Raw genomic sequence first — 21,247 nt, forward strand, 5'->3', positions numbered from 1 at the left:
AGACACACAGTGCTTGCCGTTTCTAAGCGATAATCGCGCGGCTTCGCACCTCACCGCCATCAATCAAAGGTTGTTGTTAACGTTACAGCGAGAATCGCCTTTCCCCTAATGATGAAATGGAGGATGACCAAAAAAATTGAAACGCCAGCCGGTTGACTAAACCCAGGATGCCGGAGGCTAAAATCAACAAACTATTCCGGATGTTCGATGTTCAGGATTCTCTTCCTTACTGCCGCGATCGTTACCTGCTCAAACGCCCTTGCCGCTGACGACAAGACCGCAAATCCTTTCTCGAATTACCGAGCCAATGAAAAAAGAGAAAGACAAGAGAACTTGTTCCGATGCGCGGCTGCGTATGGCATCTGGATGAAGATAGCTGAGGAAAGAAACGACGCCGATAATGCTCAAAGATACAACGCTAGATTCGAGAAGCTATCTAAAGACGCCCAGAACTCATTTGAGGCCGTAGGCAAGGGCGAGGATGAGGCGGACAATCATCTTCAAAAACACGTCGACACCCTAGTCAAACTCGCCACGAGCGACGGGCACGTCCTCCCGGCCCTAAAGACGTTTTGCGACAAGGAATTGCCTTAATTCACGCAGCCAAAACCGGCTGCTTGCATAAAGTTGCCATAGGGATAGGGTCGATCCCTGAAAGCCCAAGGAAGTCGATCGTCTCGATCGCATTAGGACGATGAACGGTCGCCAGCAGGTTGACCGCGTCGACGCCGCGTCTCTCCGCCCACGCGGTCCAGACCGGTTCGGTTGACCTCAATCGAATTTTGGAGGGTTTCGTCCATGTCGAACAGGAAAGCGTCAAACGAGCAGCCATGGAAGAGCATCAGGATCGATCCTCGGCTTTCTGATGGGACGACAGGCGATCGAGAATGGCCTGCGCGGTATTGGCGTCCGTGACCAGCGCATTGATCATTCCCGATCGTGCCGCGCCGATAATGCCGCTTGCCTTGCCGGGAGTAGCGGCAACGGCGATGCAGAGCGGCACCTTGCGCAACTGTTGGGGAGAGGCTGCAATCATCCTCTCCTCTCCATCCCAGTGCAGGATCTCGCCCTCCTCGGTGACGTAGTGGCGCAGCACATCGCCGGCCGCGTGGCTCAGCGCCTTTTCGCCGGGTAACGCCGTTTCCGAGGGGTTTGCCGCATGTGTCAGTCCGACACCGACGATTGCCGCGTCCAGCCTGTCCCAGAGAGACGTCACCTGCTGGACCGTGGGATCTCCGAGAAATGCATCCCGGAGTTCGGTCGAAGAAATATAAGGCGCATGCAGGAAATGCGGCACGCCGCCCATCTGGACTGCCGCCTGGCGCACGAATTCATTGATCTGGAAGTGAGGCGCTGCATGCTGCATGCCGCCGTTCAGCGCGACCGTGACGATACCGGGCAACTGCGGCAGACCAGCCAATGTCACCTCGCGCACCGCCCGCCCCCAGCCGATGCCGAGCGTCGAACCCGAACGCAGGCCCGCCTGCTGCAGAAGCGAGCCGACAGGCGCGGCAAGCGCGCTCAGCACGTTTGATGACGGCGTATCGATCACTGCAGCGGTGCGCAGCTTCAGGCCGTCGATCAGCGCAGCACTTAGATCCTCGGCAGGTGAGAGATCGATGACTTCGATCCGGACGATTCCGACTGCCCGGGCTCGCTGCAGCAACCGCGAAACAGTCGCCGTCGACAGGCCAAGCTTCCTGGCAATATCCACCTGCGCCATATCGGATTGGTAGTGCAATTTGGCGACCGTGTGCAGCAACGCGCGATTTGCCGCAGCCTCCTGCGATTGAGATGAATTCAGGTTGAAATTCCTTTCTGCAATGTGTTACATGTATGGCACTTGAGGAGTTATCGCTTAAAATGCCCGGTTTCGCAACGTTTATACCGCGCATGAGAGTCCTCAATTTCAGGAGCATTGCCCTGTTCGAGGAGTGGGGAAGGCGTGCTCGTATGGGTGCCGTTTCGCAACGGTTGGAGGAAGGATCACATGACGAAATTGACGACAGCGGAGATGCGCGGCTACCAGCAGATTTGCGGCAGCAACGGTGCCATGATGGTGATTGCCTGCGACCAGCGCGGCGGCATGCGCAGCCTTCTGGCTAAGGACCCGGCCGAGCAGGCGGCGATCTCCGACAAGGTGCTGGGGGATACGAAGGCTGATATCGCTCGCTTCCTGGCAAGCAAGGCGTCCTGTGTTCTCGTCGATCCCATCTGTGCGGTGCCGGCGCTGGTCGATGACCGTGTCCTTCAGCGAGATACAGCACTGCTGATCGGCCTCGATGCTTCCGGCTGGGATACATCGGTGGAAGGCTATCGTCTGTCGAAGTTGGTTCCCGGCATTTCCGCGCGCCGCGTGCGCCAGTTGGGAGCAACCGGCGGCAAGATCATGGTCTATCTGCGCTCGGATCGGGATGCGGCGAATGCCCATAATATCCAGATCCTGAAGCAGTGCATCGAAGACTTCGCATATGAAGATCTTCTGCTGGTCGTTGAATTCCTGACCTACAAGTTCGAAGACGAGGATGAGGCCGAGTACAAGGAGAAGCTGTCATCTCTGATCGTCGGCGGCAGCAGGATCTGCCTCGATCTCGGCGCGAAAGTCTTGAAAATCCCTTATCCGGGCTCGTCGGAAGCCTGTGCCGAAGTCACGCGTCTTTCGGGCGACGTGCCGTGGGCGGTGCTCTCGGCCGGCGTCGACCATGCGACCTTCCTCACCCAGGTCGAGGATGCCATGCGCAACGGCGCTTCGGGCGTCATCGCCGGCCGCTCGCTCTGGAAAGACTGCATCTCGCTCGATCGTTCGGTAACGAAGGATCGGCTGGAGACGGTCGCAGTGCCGAGGCTTCGCGAAATCCAGGCCGTCATCGCGACGCACTTCAAGGGCACAGGCTCGCTCGGCGCTGATCAAAGGCAGCGCGCCCATGGCTGACATCGCCATCGGCGTCGATATTGGCGGCACGAATATTCGTGCGGCCCTCGTCTCCGTTCAGGGCGAGATCCTTGCCAAGCTGTCGGAAAGAACTCCGACCGATCCGCTGTTGGCATTGGAGCGCGTCATCGCGATGGCGCGCGCGCTCGACATTCCTGACGTTCTGGGGATCGGTGTCGGCATACCAGGGCGTGTCGATGTCGACAGTCGCGAAATCCTGTCTGGCGGCATTCTTAATCTCTCTGGCCTCGATTTCGCGCGGCGGATTGAGGCGGCACTTGGAAAGCCTGTCGCCATCGAGAATGATTGCAGCATGGCACTCATCGCCGAAATGCGGATCGGCGGCGCCAAGGGCTATCAAAATGTTGCGATGCTGACGATCGGAACGGGCATTGGCGGCGCGGTCGCCCATGCCGGGCGCATCTATCACGGACACAAGGCGGCCGGACAACTCGGCCACATTTGTGTGTCGCAGGACGGTCCACCCTGCACCTGCGGCAGGCGCGGTTGCGTGGAAACCTTCAGTTCGGGAACCGCTTTGCGCCGACACATCGCTGAAGCGGGATTGTCGGTCGTAACAATCAAGGAGGTGTTCGACATGGCTGCCGACGGAGATGATGCGGCCGTGCGCGTCTTGCGCCAATGGGCAGTCCCTTTACGAGCGGCACTCGATAATATCGCGGCGACGATGGATCCCGAAGTCATCCTGCTTGGCGGCGGGCTCGGCTGCGACGCCGCGCGTGCGCTTGCAGACCTGCCGGCGGTAGCGCCATGGTTCTGCCCCGCAATATTGCCGGCCAAACTCGCCGATGACGCCGGCGTCATCGGCGCGGGCCTGTCGATTTTCACTGCCGATGCGCCGTCACAGGAAAAGCGGGCACAGGGAAAGCGAGTTGTCATGGTCAACGGTGTGCCGGCTTCCGGCAAAAGCAGGCTGGCCAAGGCTTTGTCGCTGCGGACCGGCTGGCCGATCCTGTCTATCGACGGCATCAAGAATCCGTTCCTGCAGCATATCGGACCAGTCGATCGCGACTTCAACCGGACTTTGGGAAAGGCGAGCTACCAGGCGATCTGGTCCATTATCGCGGACGCTCCGGCCGGCTCGACATTCATCATCGACGCCTGGTTCGGCTTCCAGCCGAAAGCGCAGCTCGAAAACTATATCGAGGCTGCGAAAGTCGGGGATGTCGCGGAGCTGTGGTGCAAGGTGCCTGGAACGGTCGCGGGCGAGCGTTATGCCAGCCGACTGAAGGAGCGGTTGCCTGGGCATCCGGGCGCCGAATATGTGCCGGAATTGATAACGCTGGCGGATCGGGCTGAGCCTATGGGCTGCGGTGCAGTCATGACTGTCGAGCAGACCAAAGAGCCGGACATGGAGGTAATTCTGGCTTGGGTTTGGCAGGTATTCGACCGCCAATAATATCGGTCGCCGTCCGAATGGTCGGAACAAATTCACAATAGTGCCGAACGCCGTGCGACGCTATGTCTTCGGCGGATTGCGATATTGCGGTTGTAGTCGAATTGCTCAATTATATCAATTGGATGTAAGAAATTCTTTGCAGAAAAAAATTACTTGACGTGCCGCAGTAACCCACTGATTATCGCGTTGCCGGACAGGGGAGGTTCGGTTTCAAGAGGAGGAAAATCATGGAGCGCCGCACATTTCTGAAGGCTTCGGCCGTGGCATCGCTCGCGACCGGTGTTGCGGCTGTCGCCGGCACCACCAAAGCTGCGGATAAGAAATTTACGATTGCCCTTATTCCGGGCCTGACGACCGATGCCTTTTACATCACCATGCGCAAAGGCGCCGAGGCAGCGGCCAAGGCCATCGGTGCGACGCTGGTGTTCCAGGGCGGCCCCGATTTCAACCCGGTAACGCAAGTTCCTGTTCTTGATGCGGTGATCGCCAAGAAGCCCGATGCGATCCTCATCGCACCGACCGACAAGGATCAGCTGATCCAGCCGCTGAAAAAGGCAAATGATGCCGGCATCCCGATCATCACTGTCGATACATTCATCGGCACCGGTGTCTACCAGACCGGCAAGGGCGATGCCGATTTTCCGCTGGCTTACATCGCTTCCGACAACCTGCTCGGCGGTGCGATTGCCGCGCGCGCACTGGCAAAGGCTGTCGGAGAAAAGGGCAAGGTTTACGTTTCCAACGTCAAGCCCGGCATCTCGACCACCGATCAGCGCGAGCAAGGCTTCAAGGAGGAGATGAAGAAGTATCCGAACATCACTGTTCTGGAGACGCAATATAACGACGACGACGCCAACAAGGCGGCATCGCAGCTGCAGGCGGTTTTTGCCCGCAACTCCGATCTAGACGGCGTTTTCGGGGCCAATCTGTTCTCTGCTCTCGGTGCCGCCAACGGCGTGCAGCAGGCCGGCCAGACAGGGAAGATCCGCGTGGTTGCCTTCGATGCGCCGACATCGATCGTCGACAATATCAACTCCGGTCTCGTCGATCTGGCGATCGCACAGCACCCGGCGGAAATCGGCTATTTCGGCGTGATGGCAGCCTATGCGCACCTGACCGGCAATTCGATCCCGACGGCGATCGGCACCGGCTTCACGGTCATCGATAAATCGAACGTGACGGATAAGAACGTCGCGAAGTTCATCTACTCCGATTGATACGGAGATAGTCTGTGCCTCGCCGATGGGCGAGGCACATCATCCAACGATGATAGAGCGAACGGCGCCGTGATCTTCGCGCCTTCAACGCTTCAGTTTGGACCAGTCCATGACAATCGACAATGCAGAGGTCCGCAAGGCGGATCAGCACGTGGCGCCGCAGGCGGACCATGGCGACCAAGCAAAAACCATCCTAAACCGCATCGCGCAATTGCGTGCATGGCTCTTTCTTGCCGCACTTATCGTGAGTTTCGAGATCTGGGCGCGGATCGATTTTGGTGGCACGTTCGTCGGCTCAAGCTTCAACTGGCAGTCCGTCGCGATCTTCGCGGTGGCGCCGCTGCTGCTGGCGATCGGGCAGACCTTCGTCATCATTTCCGGCGGCATCGATCTGTCGACCGGCTTCATCATGGGCCTTGCGGCCGTCGTCGCTGCACATATTGCCAATATTGCCGGGCTCTACATGCCGCTGCCGGTCGCGATGGTATTCGGCATTCTCGTTGCCATGCTGGCTGCCGCGGTGCCTGGCTTCATCAACGGTCTCCTGATCTCCCGTCTCAAGGTTCCGCCATTCATCGGCACGCTTGGCATGTTCGGCGTCGCCCGCGGCACGGCCTTCCTGATTGCCGGCGGCACCACCGTGCCGGTCAAGAATTCCTATTTCGCCGAGCTCGGCAACGGCCGGTTCTACGGTATCCCCTATCTGGTCATCGTCACGCTCGTCTTCGTGATTATCATGCATTACCTCTTGAGCCAGACACGCTTCGGCCAACATAACTACGCCATAGGCGCCAATGCCCAGGCCGCCCGCCGCGCCGGCATCGACATCAAGTCCCATCTCTTGCGGCTCTATATTCTATCGGCCGTCTGCGCAGGCTTGGGCGGCGCGCTCTATGCAGCCCGTTTTACCGCAGGCGCGGCCCAAGCCGGCGAACCGCTGTTGCTTGATAGCGTGGCTGCCGTCGTCATCGGCGGTGCGAGCCTGTTTGGCGGCTCCGGCACGATCATCGGCACCGTTGCCGGCGCTCTCGTTATCGCCGTCATCCAATACGGTCTCGTTTTCATGAACGTGGAACCGTTCTGGCAGTTCATCGCGGTCGGCATCGTCATCATCATTTCGGTGCTCATCGACCAGGCGCAGCGCCGGTTCAGCGGAGCAAAACAGGATGAATAGTGCAACTCCCCTCCTCGAGGTCCGCAATCTCTCACGTTATTTCGGCGCGGTGCGTGCCCTCGACAATTGCTCCATGGTCGTCCGGCCCGGTGAAGTCGTAGCACTTGCGGGTGATAATGGTGCGGGCAAGACGACGATGATCAAGGCGATCTCCGGCGTCTATCCGCCGACTGCGGGCGAAATCCTGATCGAAGGCAAGCCTGTCACCTTCTCCTCGCCGCAGGATGCGCGGGAGAAAGGCATCGAGACGATTTACCAGGATCTGGCGCTTGCCGACAATCTGACGATCGGCTCCAACATCTTCCTCGGGCGCGAACCGATGAAGAAGCTTTTCGGCTTCCTGCCGGTGCTCGACCGGAAGGCAATGGCCGAAGCAGCGCGCAAGACGATGGCGGAGCTGGATTTCCATGTGAAGCGGCTCGATGCGCCGGTCAGCAACTTCTCCGGCGGCCAGCGTCAGGCGGTCGCGATCGGGCGTGCGGTTTATTGGAATGCCCGCATTCTGGTCATGGACGAGCCGACCGCTGCGCTCGGCGTGCCCGAACAGCGCAAGGTCGTGGCCCTCATCAAATCGCTGAAGGCACAGGGACGCGGTGTTATCTTCATCTCGCACAATCTGCAGGACATCTTCGCGGTCTCCGACCGCATCGTCGTCCTGCGGCGCGGGATTGTGGCAGGCGAGCGCAACATCGCCGACACCAATCACGAGGAAGTCGTCAAGCTCATGATCGGCGGCTGATCCCTCACCCGCTACAACTTTTTAACAAGGGCGATCGCGATAGGTGTCATCGCGATCGCATTGTTTGTTTGCTTCAAGATCTCGGATGACCATCTGGTGCTGATTGAGCTTTTCTCAGCATCGCTTATTGCCGCACAATGAGATAGCGGTGTTCTTCAATCGATATGACCGTGGCTGGCCACGTGCCGTGCTATGGGGGATATCGATCTATTCCAGCGACTCCAGTGTCGCCTGGAAGAGCATTTATCCAGAGATCGCGGAAAGCCGAGCGCACGTCTTTGAGGCAAGCAGGAATGAGCAAAGCGGACAATATCGTGTCCTTTATCGATGCGCCTCCGACAGTGAGCGATATCGCCGCAATCGCACGGCGCAACGCCACAATAGTGATTTCGCCAAACGTCAAAGACAGAATCAACGCTGCGCGCGCCGTGGTTGAACGCTACCTGGCGGCCGACCAGCCAGTTTATGGTTTGACGACAGCGTTAGGCGCGGGCGTCGATACTCGCCTTGCCACGGACGACCTGATCGCCTTTCAGTTACGTGTACCACAAGCCCGCGCAGTCGGAGTTGGGCCTGCCCTTCCCCGCGAAGCCGTCAGGGCGATGATGGCGGCTCGCATCGCCGGCATGGCGGCCGGCGGCTCCGGCGTGTCGCTACCGGTTTTCGTCGGCCTCGTTGAGGCACTTAATGCGGGCTTTCATCCGGTCGTGCCATCGCTCGGTTCGATCGGCGCTGCCGATCTCGCGCCTTTGGCGCACATGGCACGAGCCTTGTTGGGCGATGGCGAGGCCGAAGTGGATGGCACCGTCATGCAGGCATTAGACGCTCTCTTGGAGGCCGACCTGAAGCCTCTGCCGATCGCTCCGAAGGATGGTCATGTCCTCGTGGTCGCCAATAGCCTGTCGGTTGGCAAGGCCTGCCTCTGCATCGAGGATATCGAACGGCTGTTCGATTGGTCGCTTGCTGCCGTCGCGCTGAACTTCGAGGCATTCCGGGCCAACGTCTCGGCTTTCGATGACCGGGCACTAGCAGCAAGACCGGCCTTCGGCCAGTGCGAGGCGGCGGCGAGACTTCGCGAGCTGCTTTCCGGAAGTTCTCTTTTTATTGATGGTGCCGCCCGGCGCTTGCAGGATCCTCTGAGCTATCGCTGCGTCCCGCAGGTGTGGGGCGCCCTACTCCATGCGATCGGCGAAGCCCGCGCGGCAACCGAGATCGAACTTGCGAGTTCCGGCGACAATCCCATCGTACTGGCCGACGAAGGGCTTATCTTGTCACATGGCAATTTCGACATGACGGCCTTCGTTCTCGCATGGGAGCGGCTCGGCCAGGCAATCGCCCATTGTGCGGCGGCGACCGCCTATAGAACGATGAAAATCATGTCTCCGGGCATGTCGGAGCTACCACGCTTCCTGACCCCGCGCGCGCAGAGCAGAACGGGTTTTGCCACCGCGCAGAAAACGGTCTCGGCGCTTGAAGCCGAGATACGCCATCTGGCCAATCCCGTGTCGCTCACGCCGATCGCGGTCGCCGATGGTGTCGAAGATCAGGCGTCGATGGCGCCGAGCGTCCTGAGCAAGATCGAAGCAATGATCGAGCGAATGCGTTATCTCGTGGCGATCGAGCTTGTCGCGTCAGCCCAGGCAGTCGAGTTGCGCGGTGTGGCGAGCGAGCTCGGCAGCGGGACGCTGGGCACCTATCGACAGGTGCGCCAGCTGGTGGCACCGCTCGAGGAAGACCGTGCGCAAGGTCCTGATTTTCAAAGAGTGTCGGAATTTATCGCAGAGACCGCGGCGAAAGCCGGTGACATGCCTGGAGAACGGTAATGCAGGAAATCTGGATCGACTATCTCAATGCCATCGACGCCAAGGCGCTGGCGCTTTCCAACGACGAAATCCTCGACGCCGTGACCAAGGCGCTCGATGCACAGGGGCGCGGCGAAACCGTCATCGAGCCTCGCGTTCATCTCGTCCCCGAGAGTTCCGACAAGGGTCATTTCAACGTGCTGCGCGGTTATGTGAAGCCTCTCGACTATGCCGGCGTCAAGGTCGTGGGCGATTTCGTCGACAACTACAAGCAGGGCTTGCCCTCGGAACTGGCGGTTCTCAATCTCTTCGATCCGCGCACCGGCGTACCGAAGGCGATCATCGATGCGACTGCCATCACCGACATGCGCACCGGTGCCGTCACCGCTATCGGCGCGCGCCATCTCGCCCGCAAGGATAGCAAGATCCTCGGCCATATCGGCGCACGCGGCACTTCCTACTGGAACGTGCGATTGCTCGACCACATCTTCGATTTCGACGAAATCCGCGTGCATTCGCGCCGTCCGGAAAGCCGCGACGCCTTCGCCGCACGGCTGGAAAAGGATCTCGGCAAGAGAATCATCGTGACGGACAATTGGGAGGATTGCCTGAAGGGCGCCGATATCATGATCGAGGCAAGCCGGCTGCCGGAGCCGACGCCACTCTTCAAGACCGCCTGGGTCAAGAAGGGCGCTTTTGTCGTGCCTTACGGCACCATGAGCGCGCTCGAATTCGACCTGACCGACATCATGGACAAGGTCGTCGTCGATGACTGGGGGCAATGCGGACCGGGGCGTCCCTTCGGTGCCCTTCGCCGCCATGTCGACGAGGGCAAGGTGACGGCCGAGACGCTCCATGCTGAAATCGGCCAGATCGTCTGCGGCGCCAAGCCGGGCCGCGAAAGCGATGACGAAACCATCCTCTTCTGGCATCGCGGCCTGAGCACCACCGACGTCGCGCTCGGCGCAGCAATGGTCGAAAAGGCAAAACGCATGAATATCGGCCAACGACTTCGGTTTGCGTGACGCGCTATGACGACTTCGAGCGCTATCGCCTGCTCGCGAATGTATAATCTCAGCCCCAGAATATCTGCTCTCTGGGATCAGCTCTTTCATTGGCTTGCCGACCGATCGGGCGTCGAACTCGAAGTCATTGCCCATGCCGCTCCGGCACCTTTGTCCGAGCTTTGGGCACGTCCGGACATGGGCGCCGTTTTCATGTGCAGCTTTCCCTTCTCCCAGCTATCGCCGGCGGAGCGCCCGCAACCATTGGCCGCACCGGTTTCGCTGGCCGACTGGGCAAACGGGCAGCCAGTCTATGCGAGCCACATCGTCGCCGCGCGCGATAAACAGCTTACGGAAGCTGATCTTGCAGGCGCGCGCTGGGGCTGGACGGTGCGGGACTCTCAGTCCGGCTACAATGCACCGCGTGAACTCTTTGCCATGCTTGCGAATAGGCCTTCAGCAGCTCAAACCGTCGGCTCGCTCCTCAATCCGCGTGGCGTAGTCGACGCCATTCGTTCAGACACCATAGATGTCGGCGCCATCGACGCCTACGCGTTTCAGCTGATGGCAATGCACGAGCCGGACATGATCGCGCCACTGCGCATTGTTGCTACGACAAAACCGGCCCCCTTCCCTTTGCTGGTGGCCGCGCGGCAGCAGTCGGCGGATATCGTCGATGCGTTACGCGCCGCTCTTCTCGGCGCGCACCAGGATCCAGAGGGGAGCGATATCCTCGCATCGCTTGGCCTTAGCGCCTTTGCCAAACCGGATGTTGCCGCCTATGACCAGCTTCCCATACGAGCGCGGGCGATCGATGCGGCTCTCGGAGCGTGGTGACGCTCGAACGCGCACAATAGCCGAGCCTATTGTGCGCTGGCGGTCTGTTTCAACAATTGCTCCGCCGCGAAGCTCAGGCATTCTTCGAAGGCCGTCAGATCGAGAAAGAGCTGCTCCGGCGCGACCTGGCGCGTGACGATGACACCGCCGCGTGCCGTAATGCCGCCGTCGAGCATCAGATTGTCAGCCATGTCGAAGTTTTCCAGCGCCATTCCGTCGGGACCACGGTGGCGTCCGTCTTCACCGAGAAGTACCTCGCCGCCATAGAGCCTGCTCACGCGCTCGAAGTGATTATCGAGGCAGTTGGAAAAAGCGAATGCCGGGCAGCCGCGGGCGCACATGAAGCCTAGTTCGAAGGCTGTGCCGATATCGGCCGCTATGCCGCGAAACGGCGTGAGATTGGCGATGATGAGGTCGGCGCTCGTCATCAGCTTTTCATTGATGGCGCTGATGGCAAGGCCACGCTGGCGACGTGTCTCGGTTTCCGGCACCACCAAATCACCCGGTGAAACGGGCGTGAAGCCGTAGCTGCGTGCCATTGCGATCTTGCGATCGAGGATTTCCCTTGCGTTCGGAAGGAAAACTTCCGGCCCTGCCAGATATGCTCTCAATGCTTTGCCTCTTTGACCGAATATTGCAACGCGGGAGTCGCGGAACCATATGAAGCCTATGGCCGATTCAGGGCTCTTCTGCCATACCCGGCACATAATTTACGAAGTCGCGAATTAAAAGTGATTGCCGTTCCAGGTCACTGGCGAGACGCGTATAGTTCTATTCGGATCGAATAGCGCTCACGATCCAGGACGGATGACGGAACCTGTGGGGTATAGAAAATGCAATCTTCCATTGAGGCCGTTGCCGCCTCGACCCAGGACGACCAGGGCAACTGGCCGACAAAACAAAGCAAGATCCTCGATTGGCTTATGAATGATGTCCGCGACCAGCGGTTCATCGACAATATACTCGTGGAACTTTGTGAGAAAATGCAGGCAATCGGAGTTCCGGTCGCAAGAGCGACGATGCACTTCCGAACGCTGCATCCGCAATGGCTAGGGGCGAGAATTCTTTGGCGCACCGGCATGAAGGAGGCAGATATTGCGACCTTCAGCTATGGGGTCGAGAATACGCCTCAATTTCTGGCAAGCCCCATCAATGAGATATTCAACGGCGCGACCGAAGTCCGGAAAAATCTTGAGGTCTGCGAGAAGGCGGAACTGAACTATCCGCTTTATAAGGAAATGTATGCGGAAGGACTGACCGACTATATCGCCTGGCCAATTTATCACACGCTCGGCAAGCGCCACATCGTGACCTTTGCCTCGGACGCGCCTGGCGGCTTCACCGATGAGCATATCACCTTCCTGAAAGACCTGCTGCCCGCTTTGACGATGGTGACCGAAATCCGTTTGAAGAACATCATGGCCCGCACGCTGCTGCGGACCTATGTCGGGCCGCATGCCAGCGAGAAGATCCTGGCCGGCGCCACGACGCGCGGCAGCGGCACCACCGTCGGGGCCGCAATCCTCATCTGCGACCTGCGTGATTTCACCACCATCTCGGACATGTGGCCGCGCGACGATGTCATCGAATTGCTGAACAGTTATTTCGACGCGATGGTCGAACCCATCGAAAAACACGGCGGTGAGATCCTCAAATTCATGGGCGACGGACTGTTGGCCATTTTCCCGTTGAGTGATCCGAATGCCTGCCACAATCTTCTCGTTGCCATCACCGAGGCGCAGGCGGCCGTTGCAACGCTCAATGAGGAAAACCGCGCGCAGGGACGCGAAGTGCTGCGCTATGGCGTCGGGGTGCATGTCGGCGACGTGATGTATGGTAACATTGGCTCGCGGACGCGCCTTGACTTCACGGTCATCGGCCCGGCTGTCAATATCGCCTCACGGCTTGAATCGCTAACAAAAGAAGTAAAGCGGCCTGTGCTTCTTTCCAAGGCTTTTGTCGACATGGCTGGTTGCCGACGCGATATGGAAAGCCTGGGCTCCTTTCCTCTAAAAGGTCTCGGCGAACCCGTCGACGTCTTTGCTTTCGCTGCAAAAGACAAACTGCCGCAGAAAGCGGAGCCAACCGCCGGGTGAAGATTGGGTCCGACGGGGCGTAAATTCGGTACGGCGCGATTCAGTCGGTAGTAAAACGTGAAATGGCAAAGGGGTGTCCCGGTATATAGATCTTCCTATATTGTGAGGTGGATCATGACGGTAGCTGCCTTAATTTTGGGATCGTTCTGCGCGTACGAACATTAACTAAGGGTTGATTCTATCGGCTCGACCACGAGGGTGCCAGTCACCCATAATACTCTGACAAGGAGAAAACAGATGAGAAAAATCCTGACCCTGGCGTTTTCAGCGGCATCGTTGATCGTTGCGGGCACCGCTGCGGCACGTGCAGCCGACATGCCGGCGACCTATAGCGAGGAACCCGATGAGCGCAATGGCGTAAAGATCGGCTATCTCGAGTGCGATATCGGCGGCGGCGTTGGTTATGTGCTCGGTTCGGCCAAGGAAATGGATTGCACTTTCCATTCAACGGTCGGGCGCGCTCGCGTTGATCACTATACCGGCGCGATCAGAAAGATGGGTGTCGACCTCGGGTTTACGACCCGCAGCCGGCTTGTCTGGCTGGTTTTCGCGCCGACAGCCGGCTATCATCGTGGTTCTCTGGGCGGCCTTTATCAGGGCGCTACCGTTGAAGCCACTGTCGGTGCCGGCGTCGGCACGAATATTCTCGTTGGTGGCACCTCCGGCTCCATCCAGCTGCAGACCGTGAGCGTTACGGGTCAGCTCGGCTTGAATGTTGCGGCTACCGGTACATCGGTGACGCTGACGTCTGCCGATTGAGTATTCGGTTAAAGTCCTGACCAATATGATATGGCCGCTCCTGCCTGGCGCTGGAGCGGCCTTTTCCGTCGTGGCGGCGACAGCCAGCTTTGCACACCAGCGTCTTCAGCGCGAAATCGGTTTATCCATGCACCCTCGCAGCGCTATAGCTATGTAAACCCTAGCGATTCTTCGGAGCCAGAATCATGACCGATACCGTCACCGATCGTTTTCTTCGTTATGTTGTTGTCGATACGCAATCGGACCCGTCTTCGGTTACGCAGCCTTCCACTGCGAAGCAGAAGAATCTCGGGCGCATGCTGGTTGAGGAATTGCTGGCGATCGGGCTTGCCGATGCCCATCTGGACGAACACGGCTATGTCTATGCCACCATTCCATCGAATGTCGACAAGCCGGTCCCCGTCATCTGCTTCTGCTCGCATATGGACACAGCGCCCGATTTCACCGGAACGAACGTCAAGCCGCAAATCCTGCGGAACTACGCCGGCGGCGATATTCGCCTTAGCGCCGATGCGCAGCAGGTCATTCGGGTTGACGAACACCCTGCCCTGCAAGATCAGATCGGCAACGACATCATCACGTCGGATGGCACGACACTCCTTGGCGCCGACGACAAGGCCGGTCTCGCCGAAATTGTCGCAGCCGCCCAATATCTCGTCGACAATCCCGATATCCGCCACGGCACCATCAAGCTGCTGTTCACGACGGACGAAGAGATCGGGCGTGGGGTCGACAAGGTCGATCTGAAGACGTTGGGAGCACAATTTGCCTATACGGTCGATGGCGAAACGGCGGGTCATATAGAAGACGAGACTTTCTCCGCCGATAGCGTCGAGATCGTCATCCAGGGCGTCGCCATTCATCCGGGCTTCGCCAAAGGCAAAATGGAAAACGCCATCAAGATAGCCGGCGCGATCATCGACAGGCTGCCGAAGGACATGGCGCCGGAAACGACGGACGGACGCGACGGCTTTATCCATCCCACCGGGATCAGCGGCTTGATGGAAAAGGCTTCGCTCGGTTTCATCATCCGCGATTTCGAGGAAGCCGGCCTTGCTGACAAGGAGGCTATGCTGGAAGCGATCGTCAAGGACGTCATGGCCGCCTATCCCGGCTCCTCGCATAAGTTTACCGTCAGACATCAGTACCGCAACATGAAGGTGATCCTCGATCGCCATCCGGAAATCGTTGAAAACGCTGTGGAGGCTATCCGTCGTGCCGGCATGGCACCGGTGCGAGGCAGTATTCGCGGCGGCACGGATGGCTCCAGGCTCTCTTTCATAGGCCTGCCTTGCGCCAATATCTTTGCCGGCGGTCATGCCTTTCATTCACCGCTGGAATGGGTGAGCCGACAGGACATGGAAAAGGCCGTCAAGACGCTCGTGGAGTTGGCGAAGGTCTGGGAAGAACGTTCCTGAATTCTTGCCAGAATAGGCCTTGCTTCCTCCATGGAAACCAGCAACCCCGTCGTGAAATAGCGCATTTTCTCCTGCACGAAATTTAATCTCGTTGTCATTATGCAAGTCATCCGTGAATTTTTATATTGAAGCATTACTAAATTAGATTATTCTGTAATTTAGTCTTGGGAGGAAAGGAGAATAGGTAAACCCCTTTATTCCAACTCTACGGTGCGCGCGCTCCGGCAATCAGAAACAGACTGTCACAAAGTCTAAGCTGAAACGGAGTTTAGTCATGAGAATACAATCTTCACGGATGGCAATTGCTGCATCCGCACTTCTTTTATTGGCCTCGACGAGCTATGCGGAACCCGGTGGCGGGACGGATCACGGCGGCAGCCAGTCCGGAAGCGGCGGACTGGGCGCTGGCGTCGGCGTATCGGTCGGAGGCATCAATGCCGGCTTAGGTGCCGGGCTGGGTTCAAATGGGCTTGGTGCCGGCCTCGGCGCTTCCATAGGCGGAAAGAACGGCGTCAATGCCGGAGCGGGTACTTCGGTATCCGGAACGAGCGGCGTTAACGCAGGTGTCGGGGCTTCCGTTGGTGGCTCCAATGGCATCAATGCCGGAGCGGGTGCTTCCGTATCCGGAACGAGCGGCATTAATGCCGGTGCTGGCGCCTCCGTTGGCGGCTCAAATGGCGTTAATGCCGGCTTGGGAGCGTCGGTTAACGGTTCCGGGGTCAATGCTGGCCTTGGCGCTTCGGTTGGCGGTTCGGGTGGCATTAATGCCGGTGGGGGCGTTTCCCTCGGAGGATCCGGAGCGGGTGTCGGCGTTGGTGTCGGCATTGGCGGATCCGGAGGCACAGGTTCCGGCGGCAGTGGCACCGGCAGCGGGTCCGGAGGCAAGGGCTCGGGCGGCATTGGCACAACAATCGGCGGCCTGGGCGGTACGGGCGGTACAGGACTTGGGTCGGGACGTTCCGGCACAGGATCGAGCACCCGCACACTCGCCGCCTTCCGTACCATGTCGAGTGCCGAGCAGAAACGTATGCTGATTGCCTGTCGTCAGGTGACGGCATCCGGCAATTTCGATGCAGGCCTTGTCAGCCTTTGCCGGCTGCTGCGCAGCACAGCTAGCGCCGGTGGCCTGTAGGTGGCCGGCGTCAAGGGGGCTTGATGTCCCTCTTTCGCTTCGGTTCTAAGGTCCGCGCCCTGGCTGCTATATCGCCAATGGGCGCGGACGCCTGTTCAGCCTACCAATCCGCGCGGGTCACATTGTCGATCACCTGCCGGCTGCGGCGCAGCATCATGCCTGGCGCATCCACCGCTTTGCTCAAAAGGTTTCGTGCGTCTGCAAGGGGATGAAATCCGGCCCTTTCTTCCATCACGGGAGACGGAGCATCGTCTGCAACAGGCAGAGCAGCCTCTGCATAGTCCGGATTGCTTGTTATCAGCGGATCCCGCGTTTCACATTGCGGCATGCAGCGGTCAAAATGCTCCACCTCCGCGGATGACGCGACCTTCGTATTCCCCGCATCGGCGCGAACAACACGCTTTGCCGGCGCGCTGCTCTTGATCATGGCTGCAAGCGGCGAAGGCTGCGGAATTGGCACCGACACCAGCGATCTTGTAGGGCTTGTGTCGACTGCCAACTGTAATCTGTTCATTGCGAATTGTTGTGCGGATGCCGCGCCATTGATCGCGATGCGGCCACCCTCGTCGATGAGCCGGATCGAGCGGTCGGCAGGGCCGGTTTGGACGATCAGATAGAGGGCGCCGACAACAGTGCCGCAAACCGCGAGCCCGCAACCCAGCCTGCGAGTCGTTTCGCTTTGACCATTCCACCATTTCACGGGCTGCATATCCATCGACCGCTCCTTTGGGAAAATCTCGAATAGCCATTCTCATGAAAACTGTGGCGCGGCTTTTACCGAAACGTGGCCAATTGCAGGCTTTTCGCAAAGAAATGTTGATGAATGCGTTTCGCACATCGGGTCGTGGCTAACACGGTCGATCAGATCGGAGCGCTGCCACTGAAAGACAATATTAACCATGTTTCTCAAAAGTCCCGCTCATCCATAAGTATTAACTAAATAAATTGAAGTTCTACTTTGGAGGTATTCTGTCGAGACTATCGCCGCCGCCGCCGCGGTTCCGACCTGCATTGCCAGCGAATCATATATGTGCTTATTTTATTATATTCTGATATTTTTTGGGGCTTATGCGAAGGGGAATGTGAATGCTGAGAATGCTCCGCGGCGCCAGCCTTATCGGTATCGCAATGACCGTAGCAGCGCCATCCGCAATTGCCGCCACCACAAGCGCCAACATGACGGTTACCATTACTATCCAGGCGCAATGCACGATCCAGAGTGCCAATAATCTCAACTTCGGCACCAACGGCGTCATCACCAGCAATATCGATCAAGCAACCACCATCGGTGTGCAATGCACGTCCGGGCAGACCTATAATGTCGGCCTGAGCGCCGGCGCTGGAGCTGGCGCGACAACGGCCGTCCGTGTCATGACAGGACCAGCAAGTGCGACGATCAATTATGCGATCTATACCGACTCCAATCGAACGCAGACCTGGGGCACGACCATAGGGACGGACACCGTCTCGGGGACAGGAAACGGCGCGGTCCAGAACATAAATGTCTATGGCCGAGTACCTCCGCAAACCACACCGGCTGCGGGCGTCTACACAGATACCGTAGCGGTTACCGTCACCTACTGAAAACTCACAAATCTGGGAGGCCGTCATGCAACGCATGTTGCCATGCATTGCCGCGACTATGCTTTTGCTGTTCAGTGCTTACGAAATAAACGCAGCCTCGCTGCGGGTAGCGCCCACAAGCCTGGAGCTTGTAGCGCCGGCTGCTGCCACCGTCTTGAATCTGGCTAATGACGGAGACCATCCAATCAACGTCCAGATACGTGTCTTCAAGTGGAGCCAGGCGGGCGGGATAGAGACCTTGGAACCGACCAGGGATGTCGTTGCCAGTCCTCCCGCGACGCGGATGAATCCGAACGCACAGTATGTGGTCAGAGTGGTTCGTACGAGCAAGGCGCCCGTCAAGGCGGAGGAGACCTATCGGGTCATCGTTGATGAACTCCCCGACCCTGCCCGTGCGCGCGCCGGCACGGTCACGCTCATCATGCGTCAGTCCATTCCGGTCTTCTTCAAGCGGCCGGACGTAAAGCCCGCCGATATCGTCTGGAGCCTCAAACGACAGGGCAACAGCCTCTCTCTGACCGGCAAGAACAATGGCGGCAGCCGCTTCCGTCTGTCGAACGTAACTCTGATACAAGGCCCAACGAAGATCAGCAGCCGTAACGGGCTGGTCGGATACGTACTTGCTGGCGCGACGATGCAATGGCTGATGGGAACCGCAAAGTCCCTCACCGGCAGCGTCGTAACACTCCATGGCCAGAGCGATCTTGGGCCGTTCGATGCTGAAGTTGCCGTTAATCAACGGTAGTGCCAGCGCCGTTTGCATATGCATGCTTTTCTCAGTTTCGGCGCTGCGTGCTCAGGAAGTGCCCGATTTGCCGGCAAGCACAGCCATGGCAGGCCAACCGGTGGCCACGCTGGACGTCTACCTCGAAGTATTCATCAACAACGCGTCGATGAAGATGATCGGCAATTTCAAACAGCGTCCGAATGGCTCGCTCGCTGCAACCGCAGAAGAGCTGCGCGAAGTCGGCATTAAGCCGCCGGCCGGCGCTGACGATAAGCTGATCGAGCTCAGCACCTTGCCCGGCCTGTCATATCAGGTCGACATAGAGACGCAGCGTCTTTACGTGCAGACGACCGACGAAGGGCGCGCAGCTCGCGTCATCAATGTCAGGCAACAGCAGGACAATGCAGTCCCTGCACCCCAGTCCGGCTATGGCGCCGTCCTCAACTATTCCCTCTACGCAAGTTCCAACGGTCTCTTTCAAGGCAATTCGAACATGTTCCAGGGAATATCCGGATCTTTCGATGCACGCCTCTTCAGCCCCTATGGCACGCTCAGCCAGTCCTTCCTCGCCGGATATTCCGAAGGCAGTCTTGACGGCATAACCCGCCTCAACACGACCTGGAGCTACTCCGATCCGAAGAACCTTGTTACCTATCGCGCCGGTGACCTGACCACCGGCGGCCTGTCATGGACTCGGCCAGTCTATTTCGGCGGTATTCAGTTTCAGCGCAATTTTGCGCTGCGCTCGGACCTGGTGACGGAACCGCTGCCCTCATTTGCCGGGACGGCCGCGGTTCCTTCGACGCTCGATATCTATACGCAGAACGTGCGCACCTATTCCAGCGATGTTCCCGCCGGGCCTTTCCAGGTGACCAACCTTCCTGTCTTTTCCGGAGGTGGGCAAGCAACCATCGTGCTGCGCGACAGCCTCGGGCGCGAAACCACGCAGACCTTGCCGTTTTATTCCTCCAATTGGCTTCTGCGTCAGGGCCTTTTGGACTTTTCCGCCGAACTCGGCACTCCGCGTCTCAATTTCGGAACTGATTCCAATGACTACGACGGTCGTATCATGGGCGCCGCCACCGCTAGGTACGGCCTGACCGATTGGCTGACACTGGAAGGCCACTTCGAAGGCGGCGCCGATCTTTTGAATGGCGGCGCTGGGACCGCTTTTCCGGTCGGCTCATTCGGCGTCGCTTCCATAGCGGGCGCAGCAAGCAAAAGCGGGTCGCGTTCCGGCGCGCTGATGAACGCCGCATTCGAGCTCAGCTATGACAGATGGGCCCTCTATGCCCGGGTGCAACGGACCTTTGGCGATTATGACGACATCGCTTCGGTTTCCGCGCGGCCCACAACCAGCATTGCCGGAGATGTAAGCATTCTCAGCGCCGGTGTGCCGCGCGCCATCGATCAGGTTACGCTCAGCGTACCAACGCCGCTCGATCTTTCCAGTCTCAACCTGTCTTACACGAACCTCGAAAGCGCGGACGGCACCAGGAACAAGATCGCGGGTCTTTCCTACAGTCAGACGTTCAAGCATGCGACAGTCTATGCGAGCGCCTTCACCGACCTCGACAACCGAAGCAATTTCGGGTTCTTTGCCGGCCTTTCCATTCCCTTCGGTGGCAATATCACGGCCAATACCGGCGTACAGGGCGGGCCTAACGGCCTCGACGTCGTCGCCGACGTTTCCAAGTCGATGCAGCAGGAGGATGGCAGTTTCGGCTGGCGGCTGCGCACCTCCGAAGGCGAAGACACCAATCGCGAGGCGGCAATCCGCTATCGGGCGCCCTTTGCCCAGGTCGAAGCTGGCCTCCAGCAGCAGGATCATCAGACCAGCGCCACCGCCCGGCTCGATGGTGCCATTGCCGTTGCGGGCGGCGGCGTCTTTGCCACCAATCGGATCGACGATGCATTTGCCGTCGTCGATGTCGGCGCTCCCGATGTCGAGGTTCAGCAGCAGAACCGGCCGGCCGGCAAGACCAATTCGAGCGGCCGCATTCTGGTGCCCAATCTCAACTCCTATGAACCGAACACCGTCTCCATCGATCCCAAGAACCTGCCCGTCGATGCCGATGTGCCCGCGACGAAGGAAATCGTTGTGCCGGCAGACCGCAGCGGCGTAGTCGTCAAGTTCGGCGTGTCCGAAGCACCGCAAGCAGCCCTGGTTACGATCAAGGACAAGAACGGGGCGCCACTGCGTGCCGGGCTCGGCGGCACCTTACAAGGATCGAACGAAGACTTCGTGGTCGGCTATGACGGTCAGACTTATATTCGCGGGTTGCATGCGAGGAATGCGATCGATGTCTCGCTGGAGGATGGAACGAAATGCCATGCCGAATTCGCCTATAGGCCGCAGCGGGGTGAGCAGGTTGTCATCGACGACGTCAGGTGCTTCTGAAGAGA

The 21,247-nt window shown here is 58.9% G+C and carries 19 protein-coding genes; 16 read left to right on the forward strand and 3 right to left on the reverse strand.

What is annotated here, in order from left to right; translation table 11 throughout:
- Nucleotides 1–207 precede the first annotated feature (207 nt).
- Nucleotides 208–594: a hypothetical protein gene (locus tag FHT85_RS19940; protein WP_112411402.1), complete on the forward strand. Its 387-nt coding sequence runs from the start codon at nt 208–210 to the stop codon at nt 592–594.
- A gap of 247 nt (nt 595–841) precedes the next feature.
- On the opposite strand, the gene FHT85_RS19945 is transcribed toward FHT85_RS19940, so the two are convergent.
- Complete coding sequence (locus FHT85_RS19945) at nt 842–1,762, reverse strand: sugar-binding transcriptional regulator (protein WP_183774253.1); 921 nt, start codon at nt 1,760–1,762, stop codon at nt 842–844.
- 228 nt (nt 1,763–1,990) lie between these two features.
- Here FHT85_RS19945 and FHT85_RS19950 point away from each other — a divergent pair, with 228 nt between their 5' ends.
- From FHT85_RS19950 to FHT85_RS19985, 8 genes are all read left to right on the forward strand, one after another.
- Entirely contained in the window at nt 1,991–2,932 is a 942-nt protein-coding gene (locus tag FHT85_RS19950) for a tagatose-bisphosphate aldolase (protein ID WP_112411401.1), read from the forward strand.
- Entirely contained in the window at nt 2,925–4,352 is a 1,428-nt protein-coding gene (locus FHT85_RS19955) for an ROK family protein (protein ID WP_112411400.1), read from the forward strand. Before FHT85_RS19950 ends, FHT85_RS19955 begins: the two co-directional genes overlap by 8 nt.
- A gap of 227 nt (nt 4,353–4,579) precedes the next feature.
- The gene (locus tag FHT85_RS19960) at nt 4,580–5,569 is read left to right on the forward strand and encodes a substrate-binding domain-containing protein (protein ID WP_112411399.1); all 990 of its coding nucleotides are present in this window, start codon (nt 4,580–4,582) and stop codon (nt 5,567–5,569) included.
- Nucleotides 5,570–5,678: 109 nt separating this feature from the next.
- Nucleotides 5,679–6,743 carry an ABC transporter permease subunit gene (locus FHT85_RS19965; protein ID WP_112339292.1) on the forward strand — a complete coding sequence of 355 codons (1,065 nt, stop codon included), beginning with the start codon at nt 5,679–5,681 and terminating at the stop codon, nt 6,741–6,743.
- Complete coding sequence (locus FHT85_RS19970) at nt 6,736–7,482, forward strand: ATP-binding cassette domain-containing protein (protein ID WP_112339291.1); 747 nt, start codon at nt 6,736–6,738, stop codon at nt 7,480–7,482. Before FHT85_RS19965 ends, FHT85_RS19970 begins: the two co-directional genes overlap by 8 nt.
- 293 nt (nt 7,483–7,775) lie before the next feature.
- Nucleotides 7,776–9,305 (forward strand): histidine ammonia-lyase, encoded by a 1,530-nt coding sequence (gene hutH / locus FHT85_RS19975; protein ID WP_112411398.1) that lies wholly within the window; start codon nt 7,776–7,778, stop codon nt 9,303–9,305.
- Complete coding sequence (locus FHT85_RS19980; RefSeq protein ID WP_112339289.1) at nt 9,305–10,309, forward strand: ornithine cyclodeaminase family protein; 1,005 nt, start codon at nt 9,305–9,307, stop codon at nt 10,307–10,309. Before hutH ends, FHT85_RS19980 begins: the two co-directional genes overlap by 1 nt.
- A 6-nt stretch (nt 10,310–10,315) precedes the next feature.
- Nucleotides 10,316–11,125 carry a phosphate/phosphite/phosphonate ABC transporter substrate-binding protein gene (locus FHT85_RS19985; protein ID WP_246780039.1) on the forward strand — a complete coding sequence of 270 codons (810 nt, stop codon included), beginning with the start codon at nt 10,316–10,318 and terminating at the stop codon, nt 11,123–11,125.
- 26 nt (nt 11,126–11,151) lie between these two features.
- Here the strand turns inward: FHT85_RS19985 and FHT85_RS19990 are convergent, their stop codons facing one another.
- The gene (locus FHT85_RS19990; RefSeq protein ID WP_112339287.1) at nt 11,152–11,736 is read right to left on the reverse strand and encodes a nucleoside 2-deoxyribosyltransferase; all 585 of its coding nucleotides are present in this window, start codon (nt 11,734–11,736) and stop codon (nt 11,152–11,154) included.
- A gap of 222 nt (nt 11,737–11,958) precedes the next feature.
- On the opposite strand from FHT85_RS19990, the gene FHT85_RS19995 reads away from it, so the two are divergent.
- From FHT85_RS19995 to FHT85_RS20010, 4 genes are all read left to right on the forward strand, one after another.
- Entirely contained in the window at nt 11,959–13,221 is a 1,263-nt protein-coding gene (locus FHT85_RS19995; protein ID WP_112339286.1) for an adenylate/guanylate cyclase domain-containing protein, read from the forward strand.
- A gap of 237 nt (nt 13,222–13,458) precedes the next feature.
- Nucleotides 13,459–13,980: a DUF992 domain-containing protein gene (locus tag FHT85_RS20000; protein WP_015343059.1), complete on the forward strand. Its 522-nt coding sequence runs from the start codon at nt 13,459–13,461 to the stop codon at nt 13,978–13,980.
- A gap of 185 nt (nt 13,981–14,165) precedes the next feature.
- Nucleotides 14,166–15,398: a peptidase T gene (gene pepT, locus FHT85_RS20005; RefSeq protein WP_183774256.1), complete on the forward strand. Its 1,233-nt coding sequence runs from the start codon at nt 14,166–14,168 to the stop codon at nt 15,396–15,398.
- A gap of 274 nt (nt 15,399–15,672) precedes the next feature.
- On the forward strand, nt 15,673–16,530 hold the full coding sequence (locus tag FHT85_RS20010; protein ID WP_112411396.1) for a hypothetical protein: 858 nt from the start codon (nt 15,673–15,675) through the stop codon (nt 16,528–16,530).
- A 100-nt stretch (nt 16,531–16,630) separates the two neighbouring features.
- Here the strand turns inward: FHT85_RS20010 and FHT85_RS20015 are convergent, their stop codons facing one another.
- The gene (locus tag FHT85_RS20015) at nt 16,631–17,245 is read right to left on the reverse strand and encodes a hypothetical protein (RefSeq protein WP_112411395.1); all 615 of its coding nucleotides are present in this window, start codon (nt 17,243–17,245) and stop codon (nt 16,631–16,633) included.
- Nucleotides 17,246–17,616: 371 nt separating this feature from the next.
- Between FHT85_RS20015 and FHT85_RS20020 the strand changes: the two genes are divergently transcribed.
- Genes FHT85_RS20020 through FHT85_RS20030 form a run of 3 tightly spaced genes read left to right on the forward strand, consistent with a single transcriptional unit; the run spans nt 17,617 to nt 21,242 of the window.
- Nucleotides 17,617–18,114: a spore coat U domain-containing protein gene (locus tag FHT85_RS20020; protein WP_112339282.1), complete on the forward strand. Its 498-nt coding sequence runs from the start codon at nt 17,617–17,619 to the stop codon at nt 18,112–18,114.
- Between the two features lie 25 nt (nt 18,115–18,139).
- On the forward strand, nt 18,140–18,859 hold the full coding sequence (locus FHT85_RS20025; RefSeq protein ID WP_112411394.1) for a molecular chaperone: 720 nt from the start codon (nt 18,140–18,142) through the stop codon (nt 18,857–18,859).
- Nucleotides 18,860–18,881: 22 nt separating this feature from the next.
- On the forward strand, nt 18,882–21,242 hold the full coding sequence (locus FHT85_RS20030) for a fimbria/pilus outer membrane usher protein (protein ID WP_112411393.1): 2,361 nt from the start codon (nt 18,882–18,884) through the stop codon (nt 21,240–21,242).
- Nucleotides 21,243–21,247: the final 5 nt, after the last annotated feature.

The organism is Rhizobium sp. BK312, from assembly GCF_014193605.1.
Taxonomy (GTDB): domain Bacteria; phylum Pseudomonadota; class Alphaproteobacteria; order Rhizobiales; family Rhizobiaceae; genus Rhizobium.

What these genes read in the sequence shown, in the direction of transcription:
- FHT85_RS19940 (WP_112411402.1), top strand. Translation starts at nt 208, where the DNA reads ATGTTCAGGATTCTCTTCCTTACTGCCGCGATCGTTACCTGCTCAAAC.
- FHT85_RS19950 (WP_112411401.1), top strand. Translation starts at nt 1,991, where the DNA reads ATGACGAAATTGACGACAGCGGAGATGCGCGGCTACCAGCAGATTTGC.
- FHT85_RS19955 (WP_112411400.1), top strand. Translation starts at nt 2,925, where the DNA reads ATGGCTGACATCGCCATCGGCGTCGATATTGGCGGCACGAATATTCGT.
- FHT85_RS19960 (WP_112411399.1), top strand. Translation starts at nt 4,580, where the DNA reads ATGGAGCGCCGCACATTTCTGAAGGCTTCGGCCGTGGCATCGCTCGCG.
- FHT85_RS19965 (WP_112339292.1), top strand. Translation starts at nt 5,679, where the DNA reads ATGACAATCGACAATGCAGAGGTCCGCAAGGCGGATCAGCACGTGGCG.
- FHT85_RS19970 (WP_112339291.1), top strand. Translation starts at nt 6,736, where the DNA reads ATGAATAGTGCAACTCCCCTCCTCGAGGTCCGCAATCTCTCACGTTAT.
- hutH (WP_112411398.1), top strand. Translation starts at nt 7,776, where the DNA reads ATGAGCAAAGCGGACAATATCGTGTCCTTTATCGATGCGCCTCCGACA.
- FHT85_RS19980 (WP_112339289.1), top strand. Translation starts at nt 9,305, where the DNA reads ATGCAGGAAATCTGGATCGACTATCTCAATGCCATCGACGCCAAGGCG.
- FHT85_RS19985 (WP_246780039.1), top strand. Translation starts at nt 10,316, where the DNA reads ATGACGACTTCGAGCGCTATCGCCTGCTCGCGAATGTATAATCTCAGC.
- FHT85_RS19995 (WP_112339286.1), top strand. Translation starts at nt 11,959, where the DNA reads ATGCAATCTTCCATTGAGGCCGTTGCCGCCTCGACCCAGGACGACCAG.
- FHT85_RS20000 (WP_015343059.1), top strand. Translation starts at nt 13,459, where the DNA reads ATGAGAAAAATCCTGACCCTGGCGTTTTCAGCGGCATCGTTGATCGTT.
- pepT (WP_183774256.1), top strand. Translation starts at nt 14,166, where the DNA reads ATGACCGATACCGTCACCGATCGTTTTCTTCGTTATGTTGTTGTCGAT.
- FHT85_RS20010 (WP_112411396.1), top strand. Translation starts at nt 15,673, where the DNA reads ATGAGAATACAATCTTCACGGATGGCAATTGCTGCATCCGCACTTCTT.
- FHT85_RS20015 (WP_112411395.1), bottom strand. Translation starts at nt 17,245, where the DNA reads ATGGATATGCAGCCCGTGAAATGGTGGAATGGTCAAAGCGAAACGACT.
- FHT85_RS20020 (WP_112339282.1), top strand. Translation starts at nt 17,617, where the DNA reads ATGCTGAGAATGCTCCGCGGCGCCAGCCTTATCGGTATCGCAATGACC.
- FHT85_RS20025 (WP_112411394.1), top strand. Translation starts at nt 18,140, where the DNA reads ATGCAACGCATGTTGCCATGCATTGCCGCGACTATGCTTTTGCTGTTC.
- FHT85_RS20030 (WP_112411393.1), top strand. Translation starts at nt 18,882, where the DNA reads ATGCTTTTCTCAGTTTCGGCGCTGCGTGCTCAGGAAGTGCCCGATTTG.